The sequence below is a fragment of the Pseudomonas sp. NPDC087804 genome (assembly GCF_044742965.1).
In the GTDB taxonomy this organism is placed as follows: domain Bacteria; phylum Pseudomonadota; class Gammaproteobacteria; order Pseudomonadales; family Pseudomonadaceae; genus Aquipseudomonas; species Aquipseudomonas rustica.
In genome coordinates this window covers 2,802-29,240 of the sequence record NZ_JBIUVN010000034.1, presented here as the reverse complement: position 1 = coordinate 29,240, position 26,439 = coordinate 2,802, and the positions used below count along the sequence as shown (strand labels likewise).

23 protein-coding genes are annotated in these 26,439 nt (G+C 59.2%); 13 read left to right on the top strand and 10 right to left on the bottom strand.

Annotation, left to right across the window (positions count from 1 at the left end):
• Positions 1-82 precede the first annotated feature (82 nt).
• From ACIOMO_RS25355 to ACIOMO_RS25340, 4 genes are all read right to left on the bottom strand, one after another.
• Entirely contained in the window at positions 83-1,126 is a 1,044-nt protein-coding gene (locus ACIOMO_RS25355; RefSeq protein ID WP_400650591.1) for an ABC transporter substrate-binding protein, read from the bottom strand.
• 48 nt (positions 1,127-1,174) lie between these two features.
• Positions 1,175-2,299, bottom strand: coding sequence for an ABC transporter ATP-binding protein (locus ACIOMO_RS25350; RefSeq protein ID WP_401244211.1), 1,125 nt, complete (start codon positions 2,297-2,299; stop codon positions 1,175-1,177).
• Between the two features lie 319 nt (positions 2,300-2,618).
• Positions 2,619-3,248 carry a response regulator transcription factor gene (locus tag ACIOMO_RS25345; RefSeq protein WP_008085218.1) on the bottom strand — a complete coding sequence of 210 codons (630 nt, stop codon included), beginning with the start codon at positions 3,246-3,248 and terminating at the stop codon, positions 2,619-2,621.
• A 105-nt stretch (positions 3,249-3,353) separates the two neighbouring features.
• The gene (locus tag ACIOMO_RS25340) at positions 3,354-5,747 is read right to left on the bottom strand and encodes a PAS domain S-box protein (protein ID WP_401244209.1); all 2,394 of its coding nucleotides are present in this window, start codon (positions 5,745-5,747) and stop codon (positions 3,354-3,356) included.
• 74 nt (positions 5,748-5,821) lie between these two features.
• Here ACIOMO_RS25340 and ACIOMO_RS25335 point away from each other — a divergent pair, with 74 nt between their 5' ends.
• Complete coding sequence (locus ACIOMO_RS25335) at positions 5,822-6,811, top strand: alpha/beta hydrolase family protein (protein ID WP_401244207.1); 990 nt, start codon at positions 5,822-5,824, stop codon at positions 6,809-6,811.
• 94 nt (positions 6,812-6,905) lie between these two features.
• Here the strand turns inward: ACIOMO_RS25335 and ACIOMO_RS25330 are convergent, their stop codons facing one another.
• The 3 genes from ACIOMO_RS25330 to ACIOMO_RS25320 are packed head-to-tail and all read right to left on the bottom strand — an operon-like array spanning position 6,906 to position 9,362.
• A complete protein-coding gene (locus tag ACIOMO_RS25330; protein WP_401244205.1) occupies positions 6,906-7,673 on the bottom strand; it encodes a TerB family tellurite resistance protein in 768 nt (255 codons plus the stop codon).
• A gap of 1 nt (position 7,674) precedes the next feature.
• Positions 7,675-8,346 (bottom strand): N-acetylmuramate alpha-1-phosphate uridylyltransferase MurU, encoded by a 672-nt coding sequence (gene murU / locus ACIOMO_RS25325; RefSeq protein WP_401244203.1) that lies wholly within the window; start codon positions 8,344-8,346, stop codon positions 7,675-7,677.
• Complete coding sequence (locus ACIOMO_RS25320) at positions 8,343-9,362, bottom strand: aminoglycoside phosphotransferase family protein (protein WP_401244201.1); 1,020 nt, start codon at positions 9,360-9,362, stop codon at positions 8,343-8,345. The genes murU and ACIOMO_RS25320 overlap by 4 nt, the downstream gene beginning before the upstream one ends.
• 130 nt (positions 9,363-9,492) lie before the next feature.
• On the opposite strand from ACIOMO_RS25320, the gene ACIOMO_RS25315 reads away from it, so the two are divergent.
• From ACIOMO_RS25315 to ACIOMO_RS25265, 11 genes are all read left to right on the top strand, one after another.
• Positions 9,493-12,294, top strand: a complete 2,802-nt coding sequence (locus tag ACIOMO_RS25315) for an LPS-assembly protein LptD (protein WP_401244199.1) — start codon at positions 9,493-9,495, stop codon at positions 12,292-12,294.
• Complete coding sequence (gene surA / locus ACIOMO_RS25310) at positions 12,275-13,591, top strand: peptidylprolyl isomerase SurA (protein ID WP_156316189.1); 1,317 nt, start codon at positions 12,275-12,277, stop codon at positions 13,589-13,591. Before ACIOMO_RS25315 ends, surA begins: the two co-directional genes overlap by 20 nt.
• Positions 13,588-14,577, top strand: coding sequence for a 4-hydroxythreonine-4-phosphate dehydrogenase PdxA (gene pdxA / locus ACIOMO_RS25305; protein ID WP_401244197.1), 990 nt, complete (start codon positions 13,588-13,590; stop codon positions 14,575-14,577). Before surA ends, pdxA begins: the two co-directional genes overlap by 4 nt.
• Positions 14,574-15,392, top strand: coding sequence for a 16S rRNA (adenine(1518)-N(6)/adenine(1519)-N(6))-dimethyltransferase RsmA (rsmA, locus tag ACIOMO_RS25300; protein WP_053124397.1), 819 nt, complete (start codon positions 14,574-14,576; stop codon positions 15,390-15,392). The genes pdxA and rsmA overlap by 4 nt, the downstream gene beginning before the upstream one ends.
• A 112-nt stretch (positions 15,393-15,504) precedes the next feature.
• Entirely contained in the window at positions 15,505-15,885 is a 381-nt protein-coding gene (gene apaG / locus ACIOMO_RS25295) for a Co2+/Mg2+ efflux protein ApaG (RefSeq protein WP_016983136.1), read from the top strand.
• Entirely contained in the window at positions 15,885-16,766 is an 882-nt protein-coding gene (locus ACIOMO_RS25290; protein ID WP_159814854.1) for a symmetrical bis(5'-nucleosyl)-tetraphosphatase, read from the top strand. The genes apaG and ACIOMO_RS25290 overlap by 1 nt, the downstream gene beginning before the upstream one ends.
• 33 nt (positions 16,767-16,799) lie before the next feature.
• Complete coding sequence (gene glpE / locus ACIOMO_RS25285; RefSeq protein WP_016983139.1) at positions 16,800-17,129, top strand: thiosulfate sulfurtransferase GlpE; 330 nt, start codon at positions 16,800-16,802, stop codon at positions 17,127-17,129.
• 297 nt (positions 17,130-17,426) lie between these two features.
• On the top strand, positions 17,427-19,349 hold the full coding sequence (locus tag ACIOMO_RS25280) for a PrkA family serine protein kinase (protein WP_007910115.1): 1,923 nt from the start codon (positions 17,427-17,429) through the stop codon (positions 19,347-19,349).
• 121 nt (positions 19,350-19,470) lie between these two features.
• On the top strand, positions 19,471-20,742 hold the full coding sequence (locus ACIOMO_RS25275; RefSeq protein WP_053124403.1) for a YeaH/YhbH family protein: 1,272 nt from the start codon (positions 19,471-19,473) through the stop codon (positions 20,740-20,742).
• Positions 20,739-22,301, top strand: a complete 1,563-nt coding sequence (locus tag ACIOMO_RS25270) for a SpoVR family protein (RefSeq protein ID WP_053124404.1) — start codon at positions 20,739-20,741, stop codon at positions 22,299-22,301. The genes ACIOMO_RS25275 and ACIOMO_RS25270 overlap by 4 nt, the downstream gene beginning before the upstream one ends.
• Before the next feature lie 63 nt (positions 22,302-22,364).
• Entirely contained in the window at positions 22,365-23,588 is a 1,224-nt protein-coding gene (locus tag ACIOMO_RS25265; protein WP_401244193.1) for a multifunctional CCA addition/repair protein, read from the top strand.
• 91 nt (positions 23,589-23,679) lie between these two features.
• Here ACIOMO_RS25265 and folK read toward each other — a convergent pair whose 3' ends face one another.
• Positions 23,680-24,195 carry a 2-amino-4-hydroxy-6-hydroxymethyldihydropteridine diphosphokinase gene (folK, locus tag ACIOMO_RS25260; protein ID WP_401244191.1) on the bottom strand — a complete coding sequence of 172 codons (516 nt, stop codon included), beginning with the start codon at positions 24,193-24,195 and terminating at the stop codon, positions 23,680-23,682.
• Positions 24,186-24,542 (bottom strand): dihydroneopterin aldolase, encoded by a 357-nt coding sequence (gene folB, locus ACIOMO_RS25255; RefSeq protein WP_401244189.1) that lies wholly within the window; start codon positions 24,540-24,542, stop codon positions 24,186-24,188. Before folB ends, folK begins: the two co-directional genes overlap by 10 nt.
• 74 nt (positions 24,543-24,616) lie before the next feature.
• On the opposite strand from folB, the gene plsY reads away from it, so the two are divergent.
• Entirely contained in the window at positions 24,617-25,186 is a 570-nt protein-coding gene (plsY, locus tag ACIOMO_RS25250) for a glycerol-3-phosphate 1-O-acyltransferase PlsY (protein ID WP_053124414.1), read from the top strand.
• Between the two features lie 23 nt (positions 25,187-25,209).
• On the opposite strand, the gene tsaD is transcribed toward plsY, so the two are convergent.
• On the bottom strand, positions 25,210-26,235 hold the full coding sequence (tsaD, locus tag ACIOMO_RS25245; protein ID WP_401244187.1) for a tRNA (adenosine(37)-N6)-threonylcarbamoyltransferase complex transferase subunit TsaD: 1,026 nt from the start codon (positions 26,233-26,235) through the stop codon (positions 25,210-25,212).
• Positions 26,236-26,439 lie beyond the last annotated feature (204 nt).

The following is a 26,439-nucleotide window of genomic DNA, read 5'->3' as shown; positions in this document are numbered from 1 at the left end:
TTGGGGCTGCTTCGCAACCCAACGGGGATAAATCCCCTCGCCACAAATTCACCCTCGCCATCCCTCGCAGATGAAACAGTGCTTATTTCGCAGCCCAGGAGTTGAAGCGCTGCTCCAGTTGCTCGCCGTTGTCAGCCCAGAAGCTGACGTCGATCTGCACCTGGTTGGCGATGTTTTCCGGGGTGGTCGGCATGTCTTTCAGGACGTCCTTGGCCAGCAGCGGCACGGCTTGGGTGTTGGCCGGGCCGTAGGCGATGTTTTCCGAGTAGGTCTTCTGCTGCTGCGGCTGTACGGAGTAGGCGATGAACTTCTTCGCCGCTTCGGCACGCTTGGCGTCGAGACCTTTCGGGATGGCCCAGGCGTCGAAGTCGTAGATGCCGCCGTTCCACACCACTTTCAGGTTGGATTCTTTTTGCACCGCCGCGATGCGCCCGTTGTAAGCCGAGCTCATCACCACGTCACCGGAAGCGAGGTATTGCGGTGGTTGCGCGCCAGCTTCCCACCACTGGATGCTCGGTTTCAGCTCATCGAGTTTCTTGAACGCACGATCCTGACCGTCCTTGCTCGCCAGCACTTTGTAGACGTCTTTCGGCGCCACGCCATCGGCCATCAAGGCGAATTCGAGGGTGTACTTGGCACCTTTACGCAGGCCACGTTTGCCCGGGAACTGCTTGGTGTCCCAGAAATCCGCCCAACTGGTCGGTGCGGTTTTCAGCTTGTCGGCGTTGTAAGCCAGCACGGTCGACCACACAAAGAAACCTACGCCGCACGGCTGAATCGCGCCTTTGACGTAGTCTTCGGATTTGCCGAACAGCGCCGGGTCGAGTTGTTCGAACATGTCTTCGTCGCAACCACGGGACAGTTCTGGCGATTCAACTTCGACCAGGTCCCACGACACGCTCTTGGTGTCGACCATGGCTTTGACCTTGGCCATTTCGCCGTTGTATTCGCCAGCGACGATCTTGCCGTTGCCCGCTGCTTCCCACGGTGCATAGAAGGCTTTGACTTGCGCCGCCTTGTTCGCCCCGCCAAACGACACCACGGTCAAATCTGGGCCAGCGGCCATTGCGCTGGTCGCACCCATCAGGCCCAGGGTCAGGGCGGTGAACTTCAGGGATCTCAACATTTATTGTTCTCTCCACGTGCAGGGTTGGTGTTGGTATTGCCGGGGCGATCAGTTCGCCTCTAAAAGCGGATCAAGCGCGCGAACGTGCTCGACCTGCCAGCCAAGCGGTACCACGTCACCGACGGCGAGCGCGGGATCGAGCTCGGCAATCGGTTGTTTCACGAAGAAGTCGGTCTTGCCGCAGACTTCCAGGCGCACCCGGACGTGGTCGCCCAGATAGATGAATTCCGCCACCCTCCCTGAGAAGCGGTTAACGCATTGATCGCTCGAACCGTTGAGGCTGACGCGCTCCGGACGGATCGACAGGGTCACCGGTTCGCCGGTCTTGCCGACGTTGACCGCCAGTGCCTCGACTTTTTCGCCACGGCCCAACTCGACCACGCAACGCTCGCCGCTCTGGCTGAGCAGACGGCCGTTGAGGCGGTTGTTCTCGCCGATGAAGTTGGCGACGAAGGTGTTTTTCGGTTCTTCGTAGAGGCTGCGCGGCGGAGCAATCTGCTGGATTTCGCCCTGATGAAAGACCGCGACGCGGTCAGACATGGTCAGCGCTTCACCCTGATCGTGGGTCACGTAGACCACAGTCACGCCGAGGCGCTGGTGCAGGTGTTTGATTTCCATCTGCATGTGTTCACGCAATTGTTTGTCGAGGGCGCCGAGGGGTTCGTCCATCAGCACCAGTTGCGGTTCGAACACCAGCGCGCGGGCCAATGCCACACGTTGTTGCTGACCACCGGACAACTGCGCCGGGTAGCGCGAGGCGAATGCGTCAAGCTGCACCATGCTCAGGACTTTCTTGACCTTGTCGTTGACGTCGCTTTTGTTCAGGCCTCGGACGGTCAGCGGGAACGCGAGGTTTTCAGCGACGGTCATGTGCGGGAACAGCGCGTAGTTCTGAAAGACCATGCCGATGTCGCGTTTGTGCGGCGGCACGTTATTGATCGAACGCCCGGCCAGCAGAATTTCGCCGGCAGTCGGCGTTTCGAAACCGGCGAGCATCATCAGGCTGGTGGTTTTCCCGGAACCGGACGGCCCGAGCAGGGTGAGGAATTCGCCTTTGCGAATGTCCAGGTTGAGGTCTTTGACGATCAGGTTCTCGCCGTCGTAGCTCTTCTGCACTCCACGAAAGCTGACCAGCACATCACTGGCCCCTGCGTTTGAATCGACCTGGCTCATACCCACACCTTTGTTGTTGATGACTGCTTGTGGATTAAGCCTAGTGGTTGCTGACAGGCACGCAAATCGGGGCGCAGGAGAGAATCGCCTCAGCCGGATGGAAGGTTGGGGGTAGGGATTGCCCTACAACGATGGCGCTAACGGATACGGCAGTGGCGAGGGACAAGCTGCGAGCCGCAAGAACAAGCAAAAGCCCCTGTCGCTCACAGATATGCCAACACGGTCTACTGTAGGAGCTGCCGAAGGCTGCGATCTTTTGACTTTATAAACAGCAAAATCAAAAGATCGCAGCCTTCGGCAGCTCCTACAGGGGGCGGGTTCAGAGGAGTTTGTGTTCCATCGCGTATTTGACCAGTTCGGCCAGCGAGGTGATGTTGAGCTTCTGCATCAGCCGCGCCTTGTGGGTGCTGATGGTTTTGCTGCTCAGCGCCAGTTGCTGGGCGATGTCGTTGACATTGGCGCCTTGGGCCAGGCGCTCGAAAACTGAAAATTCACGCTCGGAGAGAAGAGAGTGCAATGGCCTGGCATCGGTCAAACCGACTTCAAAAACCATCCGATCCGCCAGATCCGGATCGATGTAACGCCCACCCGCCGCGACCTTGCGGATCGCCGTGAGCAACAGTGCCGGATCGCTGTCCTTGGTCGCATAACCGGCCGCGCCGACCTTCAACGCGCGAGCTGCCATCTGCGCTTCGTCATGCATCGACAGCACCAGAATCGCTGGCGGATTGTTCAGTGCGCGGATCCGAGGGATCGCCTCCAGGCCATTGACCCCGGGCATGGAGATATCGAGCAGCACCACTTCGCACGGCACATGGCGCAGGGTTTCCAGCAGTTGTTCGCCATTGCTCGCCTCGCCCACCACTTGCAGATCCTTGGCCAGGCCGATCAATTGCTTGATGCCCTCACGGACGATGGTGTGGTCTTCGGCTACCAGTACACGGATCACTTGCACTCTCCTCGGTTGTTGTTTTTAAGGGCAAAAGATCGCAGCCTGCGGCAGCTCCTACATTGATCGCACTCCCCTGTAGGAGCTGCCGAAGGCTGCGATCTTCTAGCGATCCAAAGGCACCCAAACATTCAGGCTAGTACCCTCCCCCGGTTCACTCTCCAGCACCAACCGCCCACCCATGATCAACACCCGCTCGCGCATGCCGACCAAACCAAACGAAGTCGGCCTGCCCGTAGCGGCGACAAATCCTACGCCATCATCGGCAACCGTCAGGCACAACTCATCGCCCTCCAGCGCCAGCGTCAGTTCCACAGTATGCGCCTGAGCGTGACGCATCACGTTGGTCAGCGCTTCCTGCAAAATCCGGAACAACCCGATCGCCTTGGCATCACTCAGCGCCGGCAGATTCTCCGGCACCTGCACCAGACAGGGAATCTGCGTACGCGCTTCAAATCGTCGCGCCTGCCATTCGATCGCCGACGCGATCCCGGCATCCAGAATCGGTGGCCGCAGCGCCGTCGCCACATCACGCACTAACTGAAACAACTGGGCGATCAGGCGCTTCATGCTGTTGAGCCGTTCGTTCAAACCGGGGTCGAGTTGCGCGTAGGCCAATTCGCACATCGATGTCTCCAGTTTCAGCACCGTGAGCATCTGCCCCAGCTCATCGTGCACTTCGCGGGCAATGCGCGCCTTCTCTTCTTCGCGCACGCTTTCAAGGTGCGCCGACAGTTCGCGCAGCTGTTCACGAGAATCGGCCAGTTCCAGTTCAATGCGTTTGCTCTCGGTAATGTCCCAGACGATGCCGTCCCAGACGTACGCGCCATCCTCCAGTTGCCGGGTGATCGCCTTGATTTCGGCCCAGCGCTGCTGGCCCTGTCGCGTAACAATTCTGCCCTGCCACGACCAGTCGCTGTCGGTGTCCAGCGCCTGATCCTGGGTGCGGTGATAACTGGCCTTGTCGTCCGGGTGCACCAGACTGCGCAGGCCCATGTCGCGATGGGCGATGGCGGCCGGCGCGTAGCCGACCAGACTTTCGCTACCCTCGCTGATGTAGGCAAAGTCGATCTGCCCGGTCACCGGCGCGCGCTCCAGCCGGAACACCAATCCCGGAACGTTGGCGGCGATGCCTTGCAGCCGCGCCTCACTTTCCTGCAACGCGGCCAGTGCGCGACGGCGGTCGGTGACGTCGGTGAGGTAGACCACCAGGTATTCACTGTCGCGAAAACGCAGAAAACTCAGCGACACATCCGCTGGCAAAATACTGCCGTCGGCACGCAAGCAACTGGTTTCAAAACTCAACGGCCCTTCCTCGCTGGCTCGCGCACGCTTCCAGAGATTGAGCCAGCGATCCATGTGCAGACCCGGTTCGAAGTCGATCAGCGGCCGCTCGATCAACCCGCCCGAGGGATAACCGAGCATGTTTTCCGCCGCGCGATTGGCGTAGCGCACATGGCTGTCCCAGTTGACCCAGAGGATGCCGACGGTGCTTTGATCGATGGAAAATTGCGTCAGCCGCAGCGCTTCTTCGCTGGCGGCGCGCAAGGCAATGTCTTCCCGGGCGGCGAGCAACCGTTGTTCGAGGCTGTGCTGCTGGCGCCGTTGCCAGAACACGATCGCCACGCAACTGAGCAACATCACCGCAAACAACAGCGCGAGGTTTTGCCAGAAGCCCGGCGACTCCGACAATCGCGGGTATTTCGGTTGCAGCCATTGATTGTGCAGGCGCTCCAGATCTTTCGCCGGGATCGCGCGCAAAGCGCTTTGGACGATGCCGGCCAGCTCCGGCCAATCCCGTCGCGAAGCAACCCGCAACAATTGCGGTAGACCGATATCGCCAACCACTACCAGTTCGGCAAATTCCGGCTCCACCGACAGTCGCCCCAGTTGCGCTTCATCGACCACCGCATAGGACGCCTGCTGACTCAACAGCAACTGCAACGCCTGACGTTCCAGCGGCACGCCTTGCAGATTGAGGTGGGGATAGTTGCCGCGCAGATAATCGGCAGTCGCGCTGGGCATGCGCACGGCGACGCGGGTCTGGCTATCGAGTTTTTCCAGATCGATCGTGCCGCTGGCTTTCTGATCGCTGACCACCAGTTGCGGCACGCGCATGTAGGGGTCGGAAAACTGCCAGAGACGCAGCGCGCTCGGGGTTTGCATCAGGCCGGGGGCGATGTCGATTTCACCTTCGCGCACCGCGGCTTCCAGTTGCGCGAGGTCTTGAAAATTGCGCCAGCTCAGTTCGACATTGAGCACCTTGGCCAGCGACTTCATCAGTTCGACGTTGGCCCCGGACAGCTTTTGCAAACGCCGGTCGTATTGCGCAAACGGCGCCTGCAACACCAGACCGACGCGCAGCTCTTTGTGTTGCGCCAGCCACTGTTGCTGGCTCGCCGTCAATTGCGCAGCGTGCGCCGACGGCTCAGGCACCGCCCAGGCGATCAAGGGAAAGCACAACCAGCCGATAAACCAGAGGCAGCAAAATCGCTTCATTGAAGTCTCATACACTGACAAATTCTGACCAACCCATTAGGCTGCCGGGATACATTTCTGGCCTGGAATAACCGATGCCCTCTGTCTACCGCCTGGCAATGCCAGCATTGTGCCTGTCGCTGATCCTGCCTTGTGCGTTTTCCGTCGAAGCCGCCGATCCGGCGCCTGCCGCCTCGGCGGAAAAACCTGCCGAAGCGAAACCCGTCGAACGCCAGCCACTGCTTGAGCGTAGTCAGGAAGAAGCCGCCGCACTCGGCCGTACGGTTCCGGCGCAAGAGCAGCAACAGTTGCAGGCCGGCAGCGACACCTTCCTCGCCCTGTGGAAAACCGCCAACACCGCCGAACCCAAGGGCGCGGTGATTATCATCCCCGGCGCCGGCGAAACCGCTGACTGGCCGCAAGCAATCGGCCCGTTGCGGCAGAAATTGCCCGACGCCAAGTGGAGCAGCCTGAGTATCACCCTGCCCGATCTGCAAAGCGATGCCATCGCACCGCGCGTCGTCGAGCCCGTCGCCGCGCCGAAAGCGCCGGAAACCGGCAGCAAGGATGCCACCACCGCGCAGCCGATTGAGCAGGCCGCCGGCGGTGAAGCCGAGGTCGCCGATCAAGTTGCGGCCGACACCGTGGAGGAACAGGAAAAGGCTGACGGCGAGCGCATCTTTGCCCGCATCGACGCGGCCATTGCCTATGCCGAACAGCAGAGCGCGCGCAGCATTGTCGTGCTCGGTCATGGCACCGGGGCTTATTGGGCGGCGCGTTATCTGAGCGAGAAGCAGACCGCGCAGGTGGAGAAGTTTGTGATGGTCGATGCGCAGACACCGGCCAAAGCCAAACCGGCATTGGCGGAACTGACACCGACATTGAAAGTGCCGACCGCGGATATTTTCTACATGGACAAGGCACTGGATCGCAACGCAGCGCTGGAGCGTATGCAGGCGAGCAAGCGGTTGAAGACCTCGGCGTTTAGCCAGGTGGCGTTGCAGGCGTTGCCGGATAAAAAGGCTGAGCAGGAACAGTTGTTCCGCCGGGTGCGCGGCTGGTTGAATCCGCAGAATACCGACTGATAAAGCAAAAAGATCGCAGCCTGCGGCAGCTCCTACAGGAAACGTATTCCAAGGTAGGAGCTGCCGAAGGCTGCGATCTTTTGATCTTCAACGGTCAGCGAAAATCCCGCCGCTCACGAATCAATGTGTAGGCATTGTGCAACTCACGCGTACGCTCGGTTGCCTCACGCACCTGCGCCGTCGTTGCTCCCGTGCCGGCAATCTTGTCCGGGTGATGCCGACTCAACAGCCGCCGGTACGCCCGTTTGATCTGCGCCGGTTCGCTATTGGCCGACACCCCGAGCAAACGCATCGCTTCCTGATAACTCACAGCCGCACTGACAATTGGCCGCTTGCCGGACTCGTAATCACTGGCCAGCGCCTGCACCTGCTGCACTGTCCAGCCCAGCCACTTACCCCACTGCGCCAACAATTCACGCTCGCTGACACCGGCGCGACCATCGGCCCAGACCATCCGCCAACAGGCGCGCAACACACCTTCGGCAGCATGGGGCTGGCCGCTGAGCCGACGCAGATACCCGCGCAGACTGTCGTTACCCGACTTGCCGCGATTGAACGCGGCAATCGCCCGACGCATTGCCGGATCACTCATTTCCAGCGCACGCATTTCATTGCGCGCCTGCTGGATATGCCCGTCAGTGACGCGCCCATCGCTCTTGGCCAGACGCCCGAGCAACACAAACAACAATTCGTCGTTGCGCAACATCGGTCGACCGCCGAGCTTTTCGCGCAAATGCCCCCAGCTCTGCAAGTGCAGACGCCGATCCAGCGCCTGCCCCAACAACGCCCCAAGCATGGCCCCCGGAATGCTGGCGATCGCAAAACCCGCTCCGGCTCCAATCAGAGTCCCTGGCCACAACATGTCAGCGACTCGCTTCTATCAAGGTTTCCGCTTCCGCGAGACGCTCGTGGGTGCCGACATCCACCCAGTGACCTTTGAGACGTTCGCCAGTGACTTCGCCTTCGGCCATGGCTTTGCGCAGCAGCGGCGCGAGTTTGAAGGCGCCGTCCGTGCAACCGTCGAACAGTTGCGGATGCAGTACCGCGATACCGCTGTAGGTCAAAGTCGCAGCATCGGCCTGGCCGTCGTTCACCTGCCCATCGACCAGAGAAAAGTCTCCAGTCGGGTGATGCGCCGGGTTGTCCGCCAGCACCAGATGCGCCAGACCGTTAATCGGCTGGTGCAGCACGCTGAAGTCGTAATCCGTCCAGATATCACCGTTGACCACCAGAAACGCATCGTCACCCAACAACGGCAGCGCGCGAAAAATCCCGCCGCCGGTTTCCAGCGGCTCACCTTCCGGCGAGTACTGGATGCTCAGACCGAATTGCGAACCGTCACCGAGGTGATCCTCGATCTGCTGGCCGAGCCAGGCATGGTTGATCACGATCTCGCTGAATCCTGCGGCCGCGAGGGCGCGCAGGTGATATTCGATCAAGGGCACGCCGCCGGCGCGCACCAGCGGTTTAGGAGTGGTCAGGGTCAGCGGGCGCATGCGCTCGCCTTTGCCTGCCGCCAGAATCATTGCCTTCATGCTGTGGCTCCACCCCGCAGGCTGGTGAACAGCGCTTGCAACTCGGCCAGTTCCGGACGACGGGCGATCACTGCTTCTATATAGGAGAAGAAGCGCGGCACGTCGGCCAGGTAACGCGGCTTGCCATCGCGATGACAGATGCGCGCGAAGATGCCGATGACTTTCAGATGCCGCTGCACGCCCATCAGGTCGCTCGCGCGCAGGAAGTCTTCGAAGTTCGACTGCACCGGGATATTCAATGCCGAGGCTTGCTGCCAGTAATTTTCCAGCCAACCGCGCACACGTTCTTCAGGCCAACTGAGGAACGCATCCTTGAACAGGCAGGTGACGTCGTAGGTGACCGGGCCGTAGACCGCGTCCTGGAAATCCAGCACGCCGGGATTCGGCTCGCTGCGCATCAGGTTGCGCGGCATGTAGTCGCGGTGCACCAGCACTTTCGGCTGGGCCAGGGCGCTGTCGATCAACAGATCGCTGATCTGCTGCCACTGTTGTTGCTGGGCCGAATCGAATTCGACGCCGAGTTCACGCTTCACATACCACTCGGGGAACAGTTCCAGCTCACGGCGCAGCAAGGCGACGTCGTAACTCGGCAGCGGCGCGACCATCGGCAGTTGCTGAAATGCCAGCAGTGCTTGCAGGGCATCGCTGAATAATGCGTCGGCATTTCCGCCATCGATCACGTCGAGATAGGTCTTGTTGCCCAGGTCATTGAGCAAAAGAAAACCGCGCTCGAGGTCTTCTGCGTAAATTATCGGCACATTTATTCCGGATTTCGCCAGCAAAAAAGCGATATCCACGAACGGTTTGCAGTTTTCCTGGGGTGGCGGAGCGTCCATGACGACAAAGCTTTTGCCCTCGCCTTCCCAACGGAAGTAACGGCGGAAACTCGCGTCGCTGCTGGCCGCAGTCAACGTGGCCGGGGGCACAGCGCCCCAACCCTGATCTGCAAAGAGGATTGCCAGCTGTTCATCGAGCCAAACTTTCAGGTGTTGCAAGCGTACATCTTGGTCAGGCATTGCAAGGGTCTCCGACGGCGCTAGCCGTCAAGCGGGTCATGCTTTATTATCCAGCATCTTTTTCAGACCATCGAGAGGCGTGCGGCCCACACCGCGGGCAGATGGCACGCAGGAAGCCCGGACTAATAAGATGGCATTGAAATCCCCCGCGTTTCGTAAAAAATTTCCGTTGTTGGTAACCGGCAGTCTGCTGGCTATGCAACCTCTGGCCAGTCAATTCGTTGTTGCCGCCGAGCAGTATGACTGCTCCGTCTCGGCAACGGGTGGTTGGGCCTGTGCGCCCAAGGCGACGGCGGCTGCATTGCCTCCGCGCCCAGTGCATGACGGCAGTGCCGTCAGCGCTGCCGGCGACGCTGCGACCGATAACGGTTCGACCGCCGACACCGGCCCTAAAACAGCACTCGTCACCGAAGCCAAAGGCCGCGGCCTGAAGGCCCGTAGCGAAGACTACAGTCACCTCGACTGGGTTCCGCGCGAGAAGCTGACTGCCGCGCAACTGGCCGAAACCGGCCCGTATTGCTCCGGTGCCTACATCGAGCCGACTCGTCCTGGCATGAATGACAAGACGAGCAAAAGCGATGCGCCTACCTTTATCGGCGCAAAAGCCTCGCGCTATAACACCGATGATCAAGTCGGTACGTTGGCCGGTGATGTAGTCTTGCGTCAGGGCAGCATGCAGGTTGAATCCGACGAGGCGAGCCTGTACCAGGCCGAGAGCCGCGCCGAACTCGCGGGCGATGTTCGTATCCGCGACAACGGCGCGCTGATCGTCGGCGACCACGCCGATGTACAGCTCGACACCGGTGAAGCCAAGGTCGACAACGCCGAATACGTGATGCACAAATCGCGTATCCGCGGCAGCGCGTTGTACGCCAAGCGCGCCGAGAACGCGATCATCCGCTTGAAGGACGGCACGTACACCACGTGCGAACCGAACAGCAACGCCTGGCAGCTCAAGGGCAACAACATCACCTTGAACCCGGCCACCGGTTTCGGTACCGCGACCAACGTGACACTGCGGGTCAAGGACATTCCGATCCTGTACACCCCGTACATCTACTTCCCGATCGACGACCGTCGTCAGTCCGGTTTCCTGCCGCCGACCATCGGCACAGGCACCGATACCGGCTTCATGCTGGTAACCCCGTACTACTTCAACCTGGCGCCAAACTACGACGCCACGTTGTATCCGCGTTACATGAGCAAGCGCGGCATGCTGGTCGAAGGCGAATTCCGCTACCTGACCAAGTCGAGCGAAGGTCAGTTCGGCGCGGCGTTCCTCAACGACGAGGATGACGATCGCGACAAGCAGACGGATTCCAAGTCGACCCGCTACATGTACAACTGGCAACACAAGGGTGGCCTGGATTCGCGCATCCTGACGCAAGTCGACTACACCAAGATCAGCGATCCTTACTACTTTCAGGATCTGGAAACCGATCAGATCGGCGTGAAAAGTGCTGACTACGTAAACCAGCAGGGTTCTGTCACTTATCGTGGCGACAGCTACACGGCGCGTTTGAATGCCCAGGCTTATCAACTGGCCACCGTAGCGAACACCACACCGTATGATCGTCTGCCGCAGATCACTTTCAATGGTCAGTTGCCGGTTCATCCTGAAGGCTTGAACTTCGATTACGAAACCGAGCTGGTTCGTTTTGATCGGGATCTTCTGAATGGCACTTATACGGACAAGGATGGCTCAGACCCGCAGCCTCGACTGGATAACAACATTCAAGGCCTGGCTCGCGCAAACGGAGACCGTTTGAACCTGAAGCCTGGCATCAGCCTGCCGATGAACTGGACCTATGGCTTCGTGAAGCCATCGCTGAAGTACCAGTACACCCAGTATCAACTTGATCTGGACAACACCGGCAAATCGCAAATTGCCGCGCAAAATGCTGAGCAGGACAAACTGAACGGCACGTTCGACAGCAATCAAAACCGTGGTGTGCCAATCGCCAGCATCGACAGCGGCCTGTATTTCGATCGTAAGACTTCCTACTTTGGCAAGAATTACAATCAGACTCTGGAACCACGCCTGTACTACCTCTACGTACCAGAGAAAGATCAGGAAGATATTCCGGTATTCGATACCAGCGAATACACCTTCAACTATGCGTCGCTGTTCCGTGACAACCGCTTCTCCGGTTCCGACCGTGTCGGCGACGAGAACAAACTGTCGCTAGGGGTGACCAGTCGCTGGATTGAAGACGACGGCTTCGAGCGTCAACGCGTCAGCGTCGGCCAGGCCCTGTACTTCAAGGATCGCAAGGTTCAGTTGCCAGGCATCAACTTTGCTGACCGTGATGATGCAAAGTCCAACGTTTCGCCATACGCATTGGAATATGAATACCGCTGGAACCGCGATTGGCGCACCACTGCCGATTACAACTGGGATCCGGACAGCCGCAGCCCACGCTCCGGCAGTGCGATGTTCCACTACCAGCCTGAAGACAATCCGAACAAGATCGTCAACCTTGGCTATCGCTACCGTAATGACCAGGTTCGTTTCGACCAGAACACCGGTAAATGGACTGTGGGCGGCGGCGATTACGGTACTCCGGGGCAGCCTGGCTACGTGAAGGACTACTACAAGATCCAGCAGCATGATTTCTCGGTCATCTGGCCGATCGTTCCGCAGTGGAGCGCGATCAGCCGCTGGCAGTACGACTACAACCGCAACCGTACGCTGGAAGCCTTCGGTGGTTTCGAATACGACAACTGCTGCTGGAAACTGCGCCTGATCAACCGTTACTGGGTTTCCTACGACGAATTCAGTCAGGAAGCTCCGCAAAACGAAAAAGGCGACCACGGCGTCTTCCTCCAAATTGTTCTGAAGGGACTGGGCGGCCTGACTGGCGCCAAGGCTGAGAGTTTCCTCGACAAAGGCATCCAAGGTTATCGTCAACGTGAAGACCAAGCTTTCTGATTGTCTGCGCCCGCTGATGCTGGGCGCGCTGTTCCTGAGTACGGCGGGTAACGCCGCCGTTCAGTCCATCGATAAAGTGGTCGCGATCGTCGACAACGACGTGGTCATGCAGAGCCAACTGGATCAACGCGTCCATGAAGTTCAGCAGACCATCGCCAAGCGTGGAGGCGGCCAGCCGCCTCCGGGCGTACTGGATCAACAGGTGCTTGAGCGCCTGATCGTCGAAAACCTGCAACTGCAGATCGGCGAACGTTCCGGTATCCGCATCACCGATGAAGAGCTGAACCAGGCTGTCGGCACCATTGCTCAACGCAACAATATGACTGTGGATCAATTCCGCGCTGCCCTGGCTCACGACGGTCTGTCTTACGACGACGCCCGTGACCAGATCCGCCGTGAAATGGTCATCAGCCGTGTACGTCAGCGTCGTGTGGCAGAACGCATCCAGGTCTCCGAGCAGGAAGTGAAAAACTTCCTCGCTTCCGATCTGGGCAAAATGCAGCTGTCCGAAGAACTGCACCTGGCCAATATCCTGATTCCAACCCCGGAAAGCGCTAACTCTGAAGCAATTCAGAACGCTGCCCGTCAGGCCATGGATGTTTACCAGCAACTCAAGCAAGGCGCCGACTTCGGTCAATTGGCCGTGGCCAAATCCGCCAGCGACAACGCATTGGAAGGCGGCGACATGGGCTGGCGTAAAGCTGCTCAATTGCCACCTCCGTTCGACCGCGAGCTGAGCAGTATGGCCGTAGGCGACATCACTCAACCAGCGCGCACACCGGGTGGTTTCATCATCCTCAAGCTGCTGGCCAAGCGTGGTGGCGAGACCCAGATGCGAGACGAAGTGCATGTCCGCCATATTCTGGTGAAGCCAAGCCCGATTCGCGACGAAGCCAAAACCAAAGCCCTGGTGCAGTCGCTGTATGACCGCATCGTGGCCGGTGAAGACTTCGCTGAACTGGCGAAAAGCTACTCCGAAGACCCGGGTTCGGCGCTCAACGGCGGCGACCTGAACTGGATCGATCCGGGCGCACTGGTGCCGGAATTCCGCGAAGTGATGGCCAAGACCCCACAAGGTCAGCTGTCCAAGCCATTCCAGACCCAATACGGCTGGCACGTTCTGGAAGTCCTTGGCCGTCGTGCCACTGACAGCACCGAACAGGCCCGCGAGCAGCAAGCCATGACCGTACTGCGTAACCGCAAATACGACGAAGAGCTGCAAACCTGGTTGCGTCAGATCCGTGACGAAGCGTACGTAGAGATCAAACTCCCTGGTGCAGACCAGGCAGCGCAGTGAAACCCAAGCGTTTCGCGCTGACACCCGGCGAACCAGCCGGCATCGGTCCCGACCTGTGCCTGCTGCTCGCCTCGCAAGCCCAGCCACATCCCCTGATTGCCATCACCAGCCGCGACCTGCTCAATGAGCGGGCCGCGCAGCTGGGGCTGGCCGTCAACTTGCTGGATGTCGGCCCGAATCACTGGCCGGACGCCCCGGCGCCCGCCAACAGCCTGTACGTCTGGGATACACCGCTCAGCGCCCCCGTGGTGGCCGGGCAACTGGACAAGGCCAACGCTGCTTTCGTCCTTGAAACCCTGACCCGTGCCGGCAACGGCTGCGTGAACGGCGATTTCGCCGGGATGATCACCGCACCGGTACACAAAGGCGTGATCAACGAATCGGGCATCGCGTTCTCCGGGCATACGGAATTTCTCGCTGACCTGACCCATACCGCACAGGTTGTGATGATGCTGGCGACACGCGGTTTACGCGTGGCACTGGTCACCACTCACCTGCCCCTGCGCGAGATTGCCGATGCGATCACGCCGGAACGGCTGGAACGGATCACGCGAATTCTGCACAGCGATCTGCAAAACAAATTCGGCATCGCCCAGCCACGCATTCTGGTGTGCGGACTCAACCCGCACGCCGGTGAAGGCGGCCACCTGGGCCATGAAGAAATCGACATCATTGAACCGACATTAGAGCGCCTGCGCGGCGAGGGCATGGACCTTCGTGGCCCGCTGCCTGCCGACACTCTGTTTACCCCCAAATATCTGGAGCACTGCGACGCAGTGCTGGCGATGTACCACGACCAGGGCCTGCCTGTGCTTAAGTACAAAGGCTTCGGCGCTGCCGTCAACGTGACCCTGGGCCTGCCGATCATCCGCACATCGGTCGACCACGGCACTGCCCTGGATCTGGCCGGCAGCGGCAAGATCGACACCGGCAGCCTGCAAGTCGCCCTGGAAACCGCCTACCAGATGGCCGAGACCCGTTTATGACCGAGCAATACCAACACAAGGCGCGCAAACGCTTTGGCCAGAACTTCCTGCACGATGCCGGCGTTATCGACCGCATCCTGCGCTCCATCAGCGCCAAGCCTGACGATCGCTTGCTGGAAATCGGCCCGGGCCAAGGCGCACTGACCGCCGGTCTGCTGAATTCCGGCGGGCAGCTCGACGTGGTGGAACTGGACAAGGATCTGATCCCGATCCTCAATCAGCAATTCGCCGGCAAGAGCAATTTCAACCTGCACCAGGGCGATGCGCTGAAGTTCGACTTCAACACGCTCAACGCCGCGCCAAACAGCCTGCGGGTGGTCGGTAACCTGCCGTACAACATTTCGACGCCGCTGATTTTTCACCTGTTGAACAACGCCGGCATCATTCGCGACATGCACTTCATGCTGCAGAAAGAAGTGGTCGAGCGTCTGGCCGCAGGCCCTGGCGGTGGTGACTGGGGTCGTCTGTCGATCATGGTTCAGTACCACTGCCGCGTAGAACATCTGTTCAACGTTGGCCCGGGCGCGTTCAACCCGCCGCCAAAAGTAGATTCGGCGATTGTTCGTCTGGTGCCGCACGCCGTGCTGCCGCACCCGGCCAAGGATCACAAGTTGCTGGAGCGCGTTGTACGCGAAGCCTTCAACCAGCGTCGCAAAACCCTGCGCAACACCCTCAAACAATTGCTCAGCAATGCCGAGATCGAAGCCGCTGGCGTTGATGGCAGCCTGCGTCCGGAGCAACTGGATCTGGCCGCATTCGTGCGCCTGGCCGATCAGCTCGCAGTACAAGTCCCGGCCTCCCCCGCCGCCGACTGACATACGATGAACGCTATCGGGCAGGACGCCACTCTGGTTTACTGCCCGATACTTGCCTAGACTGATTCCCCATCAGCTACGCCCCGCGTTCCGCTTCGTTAAGGCCCCTTGCATGTCCGATTCCCGTTACCAGGTCGATGTCAGCGTCGTTACCCGCTATCTGGCAGACCAATCGCAACCCGAGCACGACCGTTTCGCCTTCGCCTACACCATCACCGTGCAGAACAATGGCGCGATCCCGGCCAAACTGCTGTCGCGGCACTGGGTGATCACCGATGGTGACGGCCACGTCGAAGAAGTACGCGGCGCCGGCGTGGTGGGTCAGCAACCACTGATCAATGCCGGGCAAAGCCACACCTACAGCAGCGGCACGGTGATGACCACCAAGGTCGGCACCATGCAAGGCACTTATGAAATGGTCGCCGACGACGGCAAACATTTCGATGCCATCATCAAACCTTTCCGCCTGGCCGTGCCCGGGGCCTTGCACTGATGGCAACCTATGCCGTCGGCGACCTGCAAGGCTGCCTCGAACCGCTGAAGTGTCTGCTCAAGCAAGTCGCGTTCGACCCGACGCTCGATCGGCTATGGCTGGTCGGCGATCTGGTCAACCGAGGCCCGCAGTCGCTGGAAACCCTGCGCTTTCTGTACGGCATGCGCGAGTCGCTGGTCTGCGTGTTGGGCAATCACGATCTGCATCTGCTGGCTGCCGCCAAAAATATCGAGCGTTTGAAGAAGTCCGACACCTTGCGCGAGATTCTCGACGCACCGGACTGTGCCGAACTGCTTGAGTGGGTGCGTCAGCAGAAGCTGATGCACTACGACGAAATGCGTGATGTCGCCATGGTTCACGCCGGCATTCCACCGCAATGGTCACTGCGCCGCGCCTTGAAGTGCGCGGATGAAGTCGAAACAGCGCTGCGCGACGACAACCTGTTCCCCGCCTACCTCGACGGCATGTACGGCAACGATCCGGCGAAATGGGACAACGACCTCAAAGGCGTGACTCGCCTGCGCGTGATCACCAACTACTTCACGCGCATGCGTTTCTGCACCGCTGAGGGCAAGCTCGACCTCAAGAGCAAGGAAGGCCTCGATACTGCACCGCCCGGCTACAAACCGTGGTTCCAGCACAAAGAGCGCAAGACCAAAGGCCTGCGCATCATCTTTGGTCACTGGGCGGCCCTTGAAGGCAATATCCATGAGCCAGGCATCTCGGCGCTGGACACCGGTTGTGTCTGGGGCGGCAGCCTGACCCTGATGAACGTCGACAGCGGCGAACGCCTGTCATGCAAATGCGATGAACACGGTGGTCTCGCGCCAACCGTCGCACCACTTATCCCCGAAACTTCGCCAGTCAACGCACCGCGTTAAACTGCGCTTTCAGCCGAGCAACAGGAACCCGCCATGAGCGAATTCAAACGAATCCCCCCGGAACAGGCCCAGGCCCTGCGTGAGCAAGGTGCCGTCGTCGTCGACGTCCGTGATCCGGCGACTTTCGCTGCCCTGCACATCAGCGGCTCGAAGCATCTGGACAATCATTCCCTGCACGCCTTCATTCAAGGCGCTGACCTTGATGCACCGACCGTGGTCGTCTGCTACCACGGCAATTCCAGCCAGGGCGCTGCGGCCTACCTGATCAGCCAAGGCTTTTCCGACGTCTACAGCATGGACGGCGGCTTCGAGTTGTGGCGTACGACTTATCCTGCGGAAACCGCGCAAGGCACCGCCGAATAATTTTTTTGTCACGCGCAGGCCCCGGCTGCCGTGGGCCTGCGCGGGCAGACGAACGGTCTTGCCACAACTAATTACGTATCTCGCCTTTACCTCCTGAATTCCCAACTATCCTTAAGCCCAGGCCATCCAAAACAGGGGAGAGCCGGTACACCGGCGCACGGGTCATCGGGAGTGACTTTCGCGATTGTCGATCGTGGAAGTGTTCTGGGGGGTAAACAAACAGCTGCCAAAACGGTTGTTTGCCAGCATCGACTGAGTGATCCGGCGTCGGCTCCACGTATCGAGCGAGGTGACGTCATGAGTATCTTTAGCCACTTCCAACAACGCTTCGAGTCCACACGCCAGGAAGAACTCTCGCTGCAAGAGTACCTGGAGCTGTGCAAGAAAGACCGTAGCGCCTACGTTTCCGCCGCCGAGCGTCTATTGCTGGCCATCGGCGAACCGGAACTGCTCGACACCTCGACCAATTCGAGGCTGTCACGCATCTTCTCCAACAAGGTGATCCGTCGCTATCCGGCCTTTGAAGACTTCCACGGGATGGAAGAATGCATCGACCAGATCGTTTCGTATTTCCGCCACGCCGCCCAAGGCCTGGAAGAGAAGAAACAAATCCTTTACCTGCTCGGCCCCGTCGGTGGCGGTAAATCGTCCCTGGCCGAGAAGCTGAAACAGCTGATCGAGAAAGTGCCCTTCTACGCGATCAAGGGCTCGCCGGTATTCGAATCGCCTTTGGGTCTGTTCAACGCCACCGAAGATGGCGCGATCCTCGAAGAAGATTTCGGTATTCCACGGCGCTACCTGAACACCATCATGTCGCCCTGGGCGACCAAACGTCTGGCCGAATTCGGCGGCGACATCAGCCAGTTCCGCGTGGTCAAACTGTACCCGTCGATCCTCAATCAGATCGCCGTAGCCAAAACCGAACCGGGGGACGAGAACAACCAGGACATCTCGGCGCTGGTCGGTAAAGTCGATATCCGCAAACTCGAGGAATACCCACAGAACGACGCCGACGCTTACAGCTACTCCGGTGCGCTGTGCCGGGCCAACCAAGGCCTGATGGAATTCGTCGAAATGTTCAAGGCACCGATCAAGGTGCTGCACCCGTTGCTGACCGCGACTCAGGAAGGCAACTACAACAGTACCGAAGGCCTCGGCGCGATTCCGTTCACCGGGATCCTGCTCGCTCACTCCAACGAGTCGGAGTGGCACACCTTCCGCAACAACAAGAACAACGAAGCCTTCATCGACCGGATCTACATCGTCAAAGTGCCGTATTGCCTGCGCGTCAGCGACGAAGTGAAGATCTACGACAAACTGCTGTTCAACAGTTCTCTGGCCAAAGCGCATTGCGCGCCCGACACCCTGAAAATGCTCGCGCAGTTCACTGTGCTGTCACGCCTCAAGGAGCCGGAAAACTCCAACATTTATTCGAAGATGCGCGTCTACGACGGTGAAAACCTCAAAGACACCGATCCGAAAGCCAAGTCGATTCAGGAATACCGCGACTCGGCAGGCGTTGATGAGGGCATGAACGGTCTGTCGACGCGCTTTGCGTTCAAGATCCTCTCCAAGGTCTTCAACTTCGATCCGCATGAAATCGCCGCCAACCCGGTGCACCTGCTCTATGTGCTGGAACAGCAGATCGAACAGGAACAATTCCAGGCCGAAACCCGCGAACGCTATCTGCGCTACCTGAAAGAATACCTGGCACCGCGTTATATCGAATTCATCGGCAAGGAGATCCAGACCGCTTACCTCGAGTCTTACAGCGAGTACGGCCAGAACATCTTCGACCGCTACGTGCTGTACGCAGACTTCTGGATTCAGGATCAGGAATACCGCGATCCGGAAACCGGCGAGATCCTCAACCGGGTCGCCCTGAACGAAGAACTGGAGAAAATCGAAAAACCGGCCGGCATCAGCAATCCGAAGGATTTCCGCAACGAAATCGTCAACTTCGTCCTGCGCGCCCGGGCCAACAACAACGGCAAGAACCCGACCTGGCTCAGCTACGAAAAACTGCGCGTGGTCATCGAGAAGAAAATGTTCTCGAACACCGAGGATCTGCTGCCGGTCATCAGCTTCAACGCCAAGGCCAGCAAGGAGGATCAGCAAAAGCACAACGACTTCGTCACTCGAATGGTCGAACGCGGCTACACCGACAAACAGGTACGGCTTCTTTCCGAATGGTACCTACGGGTACGGAAGTCGCAGTGAAGCAGCAGCAAGCTTCTAGCTACGAGCTGCAAGAACAAAGCGCGTAACCCACTGATGCCCGGGAACCTGCTTTTACTTGCAGCTTGAAGCTCACAACTTGAAGCTGCCCGGAGGGCTTCCTATGAGTTATGTGATCGACCGACGATTGAATGGCAAGAACAAGAGCACGGTAAACCGCCAGCGTTTCCTGCGGCGTTACCGTGACCACATCAAAAAGGCTGTCGAAGAGGCAGTCAGCCGGCGCTCCATCACCGATATGGAGCATGGCGAACAGATCAGTATTCCCGGTCGCGACATCGACGAACCGGTGCTTCACCACGGGCGCGGCGGCAAGCAGACCGTGGTTCATCCCGGTAACAAGGAGTTCACCGCCGGCGAACACATCGCTAGGCCACCGGGTGGTGGCGGCGGGCGCGGCCCCGGCAAGGCCGGTAATTCCGGCGAAGGCATGGACGAGTTCGTCTTCCAGATCACTCAGGAAGAGTTTCTCGAATTCATGTTCGAAGATCTCGAACTGCCGAACCTGGTCAAACGCAACCTGAGCGGCACCGACACTTTCAAAACCGTGCGCGCCGGCATCAGTAACGAAGGCAACCCGTCCCGGATCAACATCATCCGCACCCTGCGTTCGGCCCACGCGCGGCGCATTGCTTTGTCTGGCAGTAGCCGGGCGAAACTGCGCGAAGCCAAAGCAGAACTCGAGCGGCTGAAACGCGAAGAGCCAGATAACTTCGGCGATATTCAGGAACTCGAAGCAGAAATCGAGAAACTCAGCGCGCGCATTCATCGCGTACCGTTCCTCGACACCTTCGACCTGAAATACAACCTGCTGATCAAGCAACCAAATCCCAGCTCGAAAGCCGTGATGTTCTGCCTGATGGACGTGTCCGGCTCCATGACCCAGGCGACCAAGGATATCGCCAAACGCTTTTTCATCCTGTTGTACCTGTTCCTCAAGCGGAACTACGACAAGATCGACGTGGTGTTCATCCGTCACCACACCAGTGCGCGCGAAGTCGACGAAGAAGAGTTTTTCTATTCACGGGAAACCGGCGGCACCATCGTTTCCAGTGCGTTGAAACTGATGCAGGAGATCATGGCCGAGCGTTATCCGAGCAACGAATGGAACATCTACGCGGCGCAGGCTTCCGACGGCGACAACTGGAACGATGACTCGCCGATCTGCCGCGACATCCTGATCAATCAGATCATGCCGTTTGTGCAGTACTACACTTACGTGGAGATCACCCCGCGCGAACATCAGGCTTTGTGGTACGAGTACGAACGCATCGCCGACGCCTTTTCTGACACTTTTGCCCAGCAGCAACTGGTCTCGGCCGGGGATATCTATCCGGTCTTCCGTGAACTCTTCCAGCGCAGGTTAGTGACATGACCGCCAAAGAGCAGAAGCGCCAACCCATTTCCACCGGCTCTGAATGGACGTTCGAGCTGATCCAGACCTACGACCGCGAAATCGCCCGTATCGCGGCCGGCTATGCGCTGGACACCTACCCCAACCAGATCGAAGTGATCACCGCCGAGCAGATGATGGACGCCTATGCCTCGGTGGGCATGCCGCTGGGTTATCACCACTGGTCCTATGGCAAACACTTCCTCAGCACCGAAAAATCCTACAGCCGCGGGCAGATGGGCCTGGCGTACGAGATCGTGATCAACTCGGATCCGTGCATCGCCTACCTGATGGAAGAAAACACCATCTGCATGCAGGCGCTCGTGGTGGCGCACGCGTGCTATGGCCACAACAGTTTCTTCAAGGGCAATTACCTGTTCCGCACCTGGACCGACGCCAGTTCGATCATCGATTATCTGGTGTTCGCCAAGCAGTACATCATGCAGTGCGAAGAGCGCCACGGCATCGACGCGGTGGAGGACTTGCTCGACTCCTGCCACGCGCTGATGAATTACGGTGTCGACCGCTACAAACGCCCCTACCCTATTTCCGCCGAAGAAGAACGCCGGCGGCAAAAGGATCGCGAAGAACACATGCAGAAGCAGATCAACGATCTGTGGCGCACCATTCCCAAAGGCGCGGACAAATACAGCGACAAGGACAACGCACGCTTCCCGGCCGAGCCGCAGGAAAACATCCTCTACTTCATCGAGAAACACGCGCCATTGCTCGAGCCTTGGCAGCGCGAGATCGTGCGTATCGTGCGCAAGATTGCCCAGTATTTTTATCCACAGCGCCAGACACAGGTGATGAACGAAGGCTGGGCAACGTTCTGGCACTACACGCTGATGAACGACCTGTACGACGAGGGCCTGGTCACCGACGGTTTCATGATGGAGTTCCTCACCTCACACACCAGCGTAGTGTTCCAGCCAGGTTTCGATAGCCCTTACTACAGCGGCATCAACCCGTACGCATTGGGTTTCGCCATGTACCGCGACATCCGGCGCATGTGTGAAGAACCTACCGAAGAGGATCGCCACTGGTTTCCGGACATCGCCGGGAGCGACTGGCTGTCGACCATCAAATTCGCCATGAGCAGCTTCAAGGACGAGAGCTTCATCCTGCAATATTTGTCACCGAAGGTGATTCGCGATCTGAAACTGTTCAGCATCATGGATGACGATCAGAAGGACGATTTGCTGGTGCCGGCGATCCATGACGAGCCCGGTTACCGGATCATCCGCGAAACCCTGGCCGCGCAATACAACCTCGGCAACCGTGAACCGAACGTGCAGATTTACAGCATCGATCGACGTGGCGACCGCTCACTGACCCTGCGTCATCAGCAGCACGACCGCAAACCGTTGGGCGATTCCACTGAAGAGGTGCTCAAACATTTGCACCGTTTGTGGGGCTTCGATATTCATCTGGAAACGCTGCAGGGCGACCAGATCATGAAAACCCATCACGTGCCGCCGCGCAGTGAACACAGCGAAGGGGATTACGGTCGGCTCGACCTGGCCGTCATTCATCTTTGAAACGGTTCTGGCCTCCGAAAGTCCAGCGCAAGGGTTATCCTGTCGGGCTAACGGAGGTTTTTTATGCAGATTTTCAAGGTTGGCGGCGCGGTTCGTGATCGTCTACTGGGGTTGCCGGTTACAGATGTCGATCGAGTGGTGGTCGGCGCCACGACCGAGGAAATGCTCGCGCAGGGGTTTCGTCCGGTCGGCGCGGATTTCCCGGTGTTTCTTCATCCGAAAACCGGCGAGGAATACGCCCTCGCCCGCACCGAACGTAAAAGCGGTCGCGGCTATGGCGGCTTCACCTTTCACGCCAGTCCCGAAGTGACGCTTGAAGAAGACCTGATTCGTCGCGACCTGACCATCAACGCCATCGCTGAAGACGATCAGCAAAATCTGACCGATCCATACCACGGTCAGCGCGATCTTGAAGCGCGAATCCTGCGTCACGTATCCCCGGCGTTCGCCGAAGATCCCCTGCGTGTCCTGCGTGTAGCCCGCTTTGCGGCGCGTTATGCCGGGCTCGGTTTTAGCGTTGCGCCGGAAACGCTTGAGTTGATGCGTCAACTCAGTGAGTCCGGTGAACTGGAGGCACTGACCGCTGAGCGCAGTTGGAAAGAAATCTCCCGCGCGCTGATGGAAGAGCAACCACAGGTATTCATTCAGGTGCTTCGTGATTGCGGCGCGCTGAAAGTCTTGATGCCGGAAGTGGATGCGCTGTTCGGCGTGCCGCAACCGGAAGCGCATCACCCGGAAATCGACACCGGGCTGCACACGCTCAGCGTGCTGGAGCAATCAGCGCAGCACAAACAACCGCTGACCGTACGCTGGGCCTGTCTGCTGCACGATCTTGGTAAAGGCCTGACACCGGAAGAGGAATGGCCACGGCATATCGCCCATGAGCACACCGGGCTGAAGCTGATCAAAGCGGTCAATGAACGCTTTAAAGCGCCGAAGGATTGCCAGGAACTGGCCTTGCTGGTTGGCAAATACCACACCCATGGGCACCGAGCGCTGGAGCTGAAGGCTTCGACGTTGCTGGAGTTGTTGCAGAGTTTTGACGTGTATCGCCGGCCGCAGCGGTTTGAAGAATTTATCGCTGCGTGCGAAATGGATGCCCGGGGCCGCAAGGGGCTGGAGCAGAGAAGTTATCCACAAGCGGATTATTTGCGCGGTGCAGCGAAGGTTGCACGGGAGGTTGCGGTTCAGCCGTTGCTGGAGAAGGGATTCAAGGGGCCGGAGTTGGGTGAGGCGCTGAAGCGTGAGCGACTGAAAGCGTTGAAGGCCTACAAAGAGAAAGCCTGAAGCAAGATCAAAAGATCGCAGCCTTCGGCAGCTCCTACATGGGAATACGCGTTTCTCTGTAGGAGGTGCCGCGGGCTGCGATCTTTTGCTTTTAAAGATCCGAAGGCGTGAGCTGCTGCCCGCGCCACTCAAACTCGACCGGCGCCAACACCTGATCAATCTGCGCCTCCGCCCACAACGTCGCGAAGCTTTTTCCCACACCCGGATGCACGCGATCCGGCGCAATCAGCGACAACGGCCACAACACAAAAGCATTTTTCAGAATTTCCGCACGCGGCAACACCAGACCGTCGAAATTGCCCGCCAGATCGCCGTACAACAGCACGTCGATATCCAGCGGCAAGCCCTTGCGATCCGGGGCATATCGACCGTTATTCGCCTCAATAAACTTTAAGCGACGATCCAGTTCAATCAATGGCAGATCGGTAAACGCCGACACCACAAAATTGAAGAACGGCCCGCTTTTGATCCCGACTGGCTGGCTCTCGAACACCGCCGAACAGCGGATATCCACCAGAAATGTCGCCAATGCATCGAGACCTGCACGCAAATGGGTTTCGCGCTCGATATTGCTACCGAGCCCGAGGTAGACCTGAGTCAGCGACATCCGCGCTCGATCTCCACACCCACGCCGCCCTTGGCCGCTGGCACCGCGCCAGGCTTGGTCAGCTTCAGCCGAACCCAATTGATGTTGAATTCACTCATCAGCACTTCGACCAGACGCTCGGCGAACGTCTCGACCAGTTGAAACTGCGCTTGCTCGGCGAAAGCCTGAATCCGTGTGGAAACGCTGGCGTAATCGAGCGCCAGGGTCAGGTCGTCACCGGCGGCGGCCGGGCGATTGTCCCAGGCGAAGCTCAGATCAAGACGCAGGCACTGGCGGATGCCGCGCTCCCAGTCGTAGGCACCGATCACGGTATCGACTTCCAGGCCCTCGATAAACACTCTGTCCAAGCACTTCTCTCCGCTGCACGACAAGGGCGCAATGCGCCGTTAGAATCAGGGCGTCCTCGCCCGGAATAGTTAGCATGTTTTGGTTACTGGCGACTCTCGCCTACCTGCTCGGCTCGCTGTCCTTCGCCATTTTGCTCAGCCGCCTGACCGGAAATCCAGATCCGCGAATGAGTGGCTCGGGTAATGCCGGCGCCACCAACATGCTCCGCCTGGTCGGTCGCAAACTGGCGATCCTGACCCTGCTGGGTGATCTGTGCAAAGGCCTGGTGCCGGTGCTGATTGCCTCGGCTGTCGGCCTTTCGCTGCAGGAGCAGGCGTGGATCGGCGTGTGTGCCGTGATCGGTCACCTGTTCCCGCTGTATTTCCGCTTCCGTGGTGGCAAAGGTGTCGCCACCGCCGCCGGCATGCTGCTGGGCCTGTATCCGCCCGCCGCGCTGCTGGCCGTGTGTGCCTGGCTGCTGACGTTCTACCTGACCCGCACCAGCTCGCTGGCGGCACTGATCGCCACGCCGCTGACCCTGCCACTGCTGGCCTGGCAAGAACCGGAGGCGCTGTTGCCGATGAGCGCGCTGACACTGCTGATCGTCTGGCGCCACCGCGGCAATCTACGCGACCTGTTTGCCGGGCGCGAACGGCATTTTTAAATACCGTCCATGAGCGCCGCTCATCAAAGCCGGGACAACTGCTCCATCGGCCAACGCGCCTGCACGCTGATCGCCAGACTTTCCTGCTGACCTGCCTGCAAACGCTGACAACCGGCAAAGGCGATCATCGCGCCGTTGTCGGTGCAGAACTCCGGACGCGCATAAAACACATCGCCCTTCATGTCGCCGAGCATTTTCTCCAGCGAAACGCGCAAAGCCTTGTTGGCGCTGACGCCGCCAGCGATCACCAGACGCTTCATGCCCGCCTGTTTCAGGGCGCGCTTGCACTTGATGGTCAAAGTCTCCACCACGGCCTGCTGGAACGCCAGCGCGATGTCGCAACGGGCTTGCTCGTTGTCGTCCCCGGCGCTGACGCACTGCTGCCAGGCGTTGAGCGCGGAGGTTTTCAGACCGCTGAAGCTGAATTGCAGACCCGGGCGATCACACATCGGACGCGGAAAGGTAAAACGTCCTGCAACGCCCTTCTCCGCCAACTTGGCGATTTCCGGCCCGCCCGGATAATTCAGGCCCATCATTTTCGCGGTTTTGTCGAATGCTTCGCCGGCAGCGTCGTCGAGCGTCTCGCCGAGCAAGGTGTATTGACCGATGCCATCGACCTGAACCAGCTGCGTATGACCGCCCGAGACCAACAAAGCGACGAACGGGAATTCCGGCGGTTTTGGCTCCAGCATCGGTGCGAGCAAATGCCCTTCCATGTGGTGCACGCCGAGCGCCGGAATGCCCCAGGCAAACGCCAGCGCCTGAGCGCAGGAAGCGCCGACCAGCAACGCGCCAACCAGGCCAGGGCCCGCGGTATAGGCGATCGCGTCGATCTCGGTGGGTACACAGTCCGCTTCGGCCAACACCTGACGAATCAAGGGCAGCATGCGTTTGACGTGGTCACGCGAGGCGAGCTCCGGCACCACACCGCCATAGGCGCGGTGCAGGTCGATCTGGCTGAACAGCGCGTCGGCCAGCAGACCGCGCTCACTGTCATATAATGCGACGCCGGTTTCGTCGCAGGAGGTTTCTAATCCCAGTACTAGCATGGGTTTGCGCCTTGTTTAGGCTGACTTCGAAGGCGCGCATAATAGTCGCCACGTGATGCCCCGACCAGCGGTTTTCGATCAGAGGCTTTGCATTCCGAGCGATGAGTGGTTTACATACGCATCCCATAAATTCCGACGTCTTCTAGTGCTCTTTTGCCGCGAGGATGTTGACCCCGGTAATGAATGAAGGTTGCTCTGGATGCC

Bases quoted from the DNA above. Each gene is read 5' to 3' on its own strand.
- tsaD (WP_401244187.1), bottom strand. From the start codon at position 26,235: ATGCTAGTACTGGGATTAGAAACCTCCTGCGACGAAACCGGCGTCGCA.
- ACIOMO_RS25350 (WP_401244211.1), bottom strand. From the start codon at position 2,299: ATGAGCCAGGTCGATTCAAACGCAGGGGCCAGTGATGTGCTGGTCAGC.
- ACIOMO_RS25315 (WP_401244199.1), top strand. From the start codon at position 9,493: ATGGCATTGAAATCCCCCGCGTTTCGTAAAAAATTTCCGTTGTTGGTA.
- apaG (WP_016983136.1), top strand. From the start codon at position 15,505: ATGTCCGATTCCCGTTACCAGGTCGATGTCAGCGTCGTTACCCGCTAT.
- ACIOMO_RS25290 (WP_159814854.1), top strand. From the start codon at position 15,885: ATGGCAACCTATGCCGTCGGCGACCTGCAAGGCTGCCTCGAACCGCTG.
- ACIOMO_RS25355 (WP_400650591.1), bottom strand. From the start codon at position 1,126: ATGTTGAGATCCCTGAAGTTCACCGCCCTGACCCTGGGCCTGATGGGT.
- glpE (WP_016983139.1), top strand. From the start codon at position 16,800: ATGAGCGAATTCAAACGAATCCCCCCGGAACAGGCCCAGGCCCTGCGT.
- ACIOMO_RS25320 (WP_401244201.1), bottom strand. From the start codon at position 9,362: ATGCCTGACCAAGATGTACGCTTGCAACACCTGAAAGTTTGGCTCGAT.
- ACIOMO_RS25335 (WP_401244207.1), top strand. From the start codon at position 5,822: ATGCCCTCTGTCTACCGCCTGGCAATGCCAGCATTGTGCCTGTCGCTG.
- ACIOMO_RS25280 (WP_007910115.1), top strand. From the start codon at position 17,427: ATGAGTATCTTTAGCCACTTCCAACAACGCTTCGAGTCCACACGCCAG.
- ACIOMO_RS25270 (WP_053124404.1), top strand. From the start codon at position 20,739: ATGACCGCCAAAGAGCAGAAGCGCCAACCCATTTCCACCGGCTCTGAA.
- ACIOMO_RS25330 (WP_401244205.1), bottom strand. From the start codon at position 7,673: ATGTTGTGGCCAGGGACTCTGATTGGAGCCGGAGCGGGTTTTGCGATC.
- ACIOMO_RS25265 (WP_401244193.1), top strand. From the start codon at position 22,365: ATGCAGATTTTCAAGGTTGGCGGCGCGGTTCGTGATCGTCTACTGGGG.
- murU (WP_401244203.1), bottom strand. From the start codon at position 8,346: ATGAAGGCAATGATTCTGGCGGCAGGCAAAGGCGAGCGCATGCGCCCG.
- plsY (WP_053124414.1), top strand. From the start codon at position 24,617: ATGTTTTGGTTACTGGCGACTCTCGCCTACCTGCTCGGCTCGCTGTCC.
- folK (WP_401244191.1), bottom strand. From the start codon at position 24,195: ATGTCGCTGACTCAGGTCTACCTCGGGCTCGGTAGCAATATCGAGCGC.
- rsmA (WP_053124397.1), top strand. From the start codon at position 14,574: ATGACCGAGCAATACCAACACAAGGCGCGCAAACGCTTTGGCCAGAAC.
- ACIOMO_RS25275 (WP_053124403.1), top strand. From the start codon at position 19,471: ATGAGTTATGTGATCGACCGACGATTGAATGGCAAGAACAAGAGCACG.
- ACIOMO_RS25340 (WP_401244209.1), bottom strand. From the start codon at position 5,747: ATGAAGCGATTTTGCTGCCTCTGGTTTATCGGCTGGTTGTGCTTTCCC.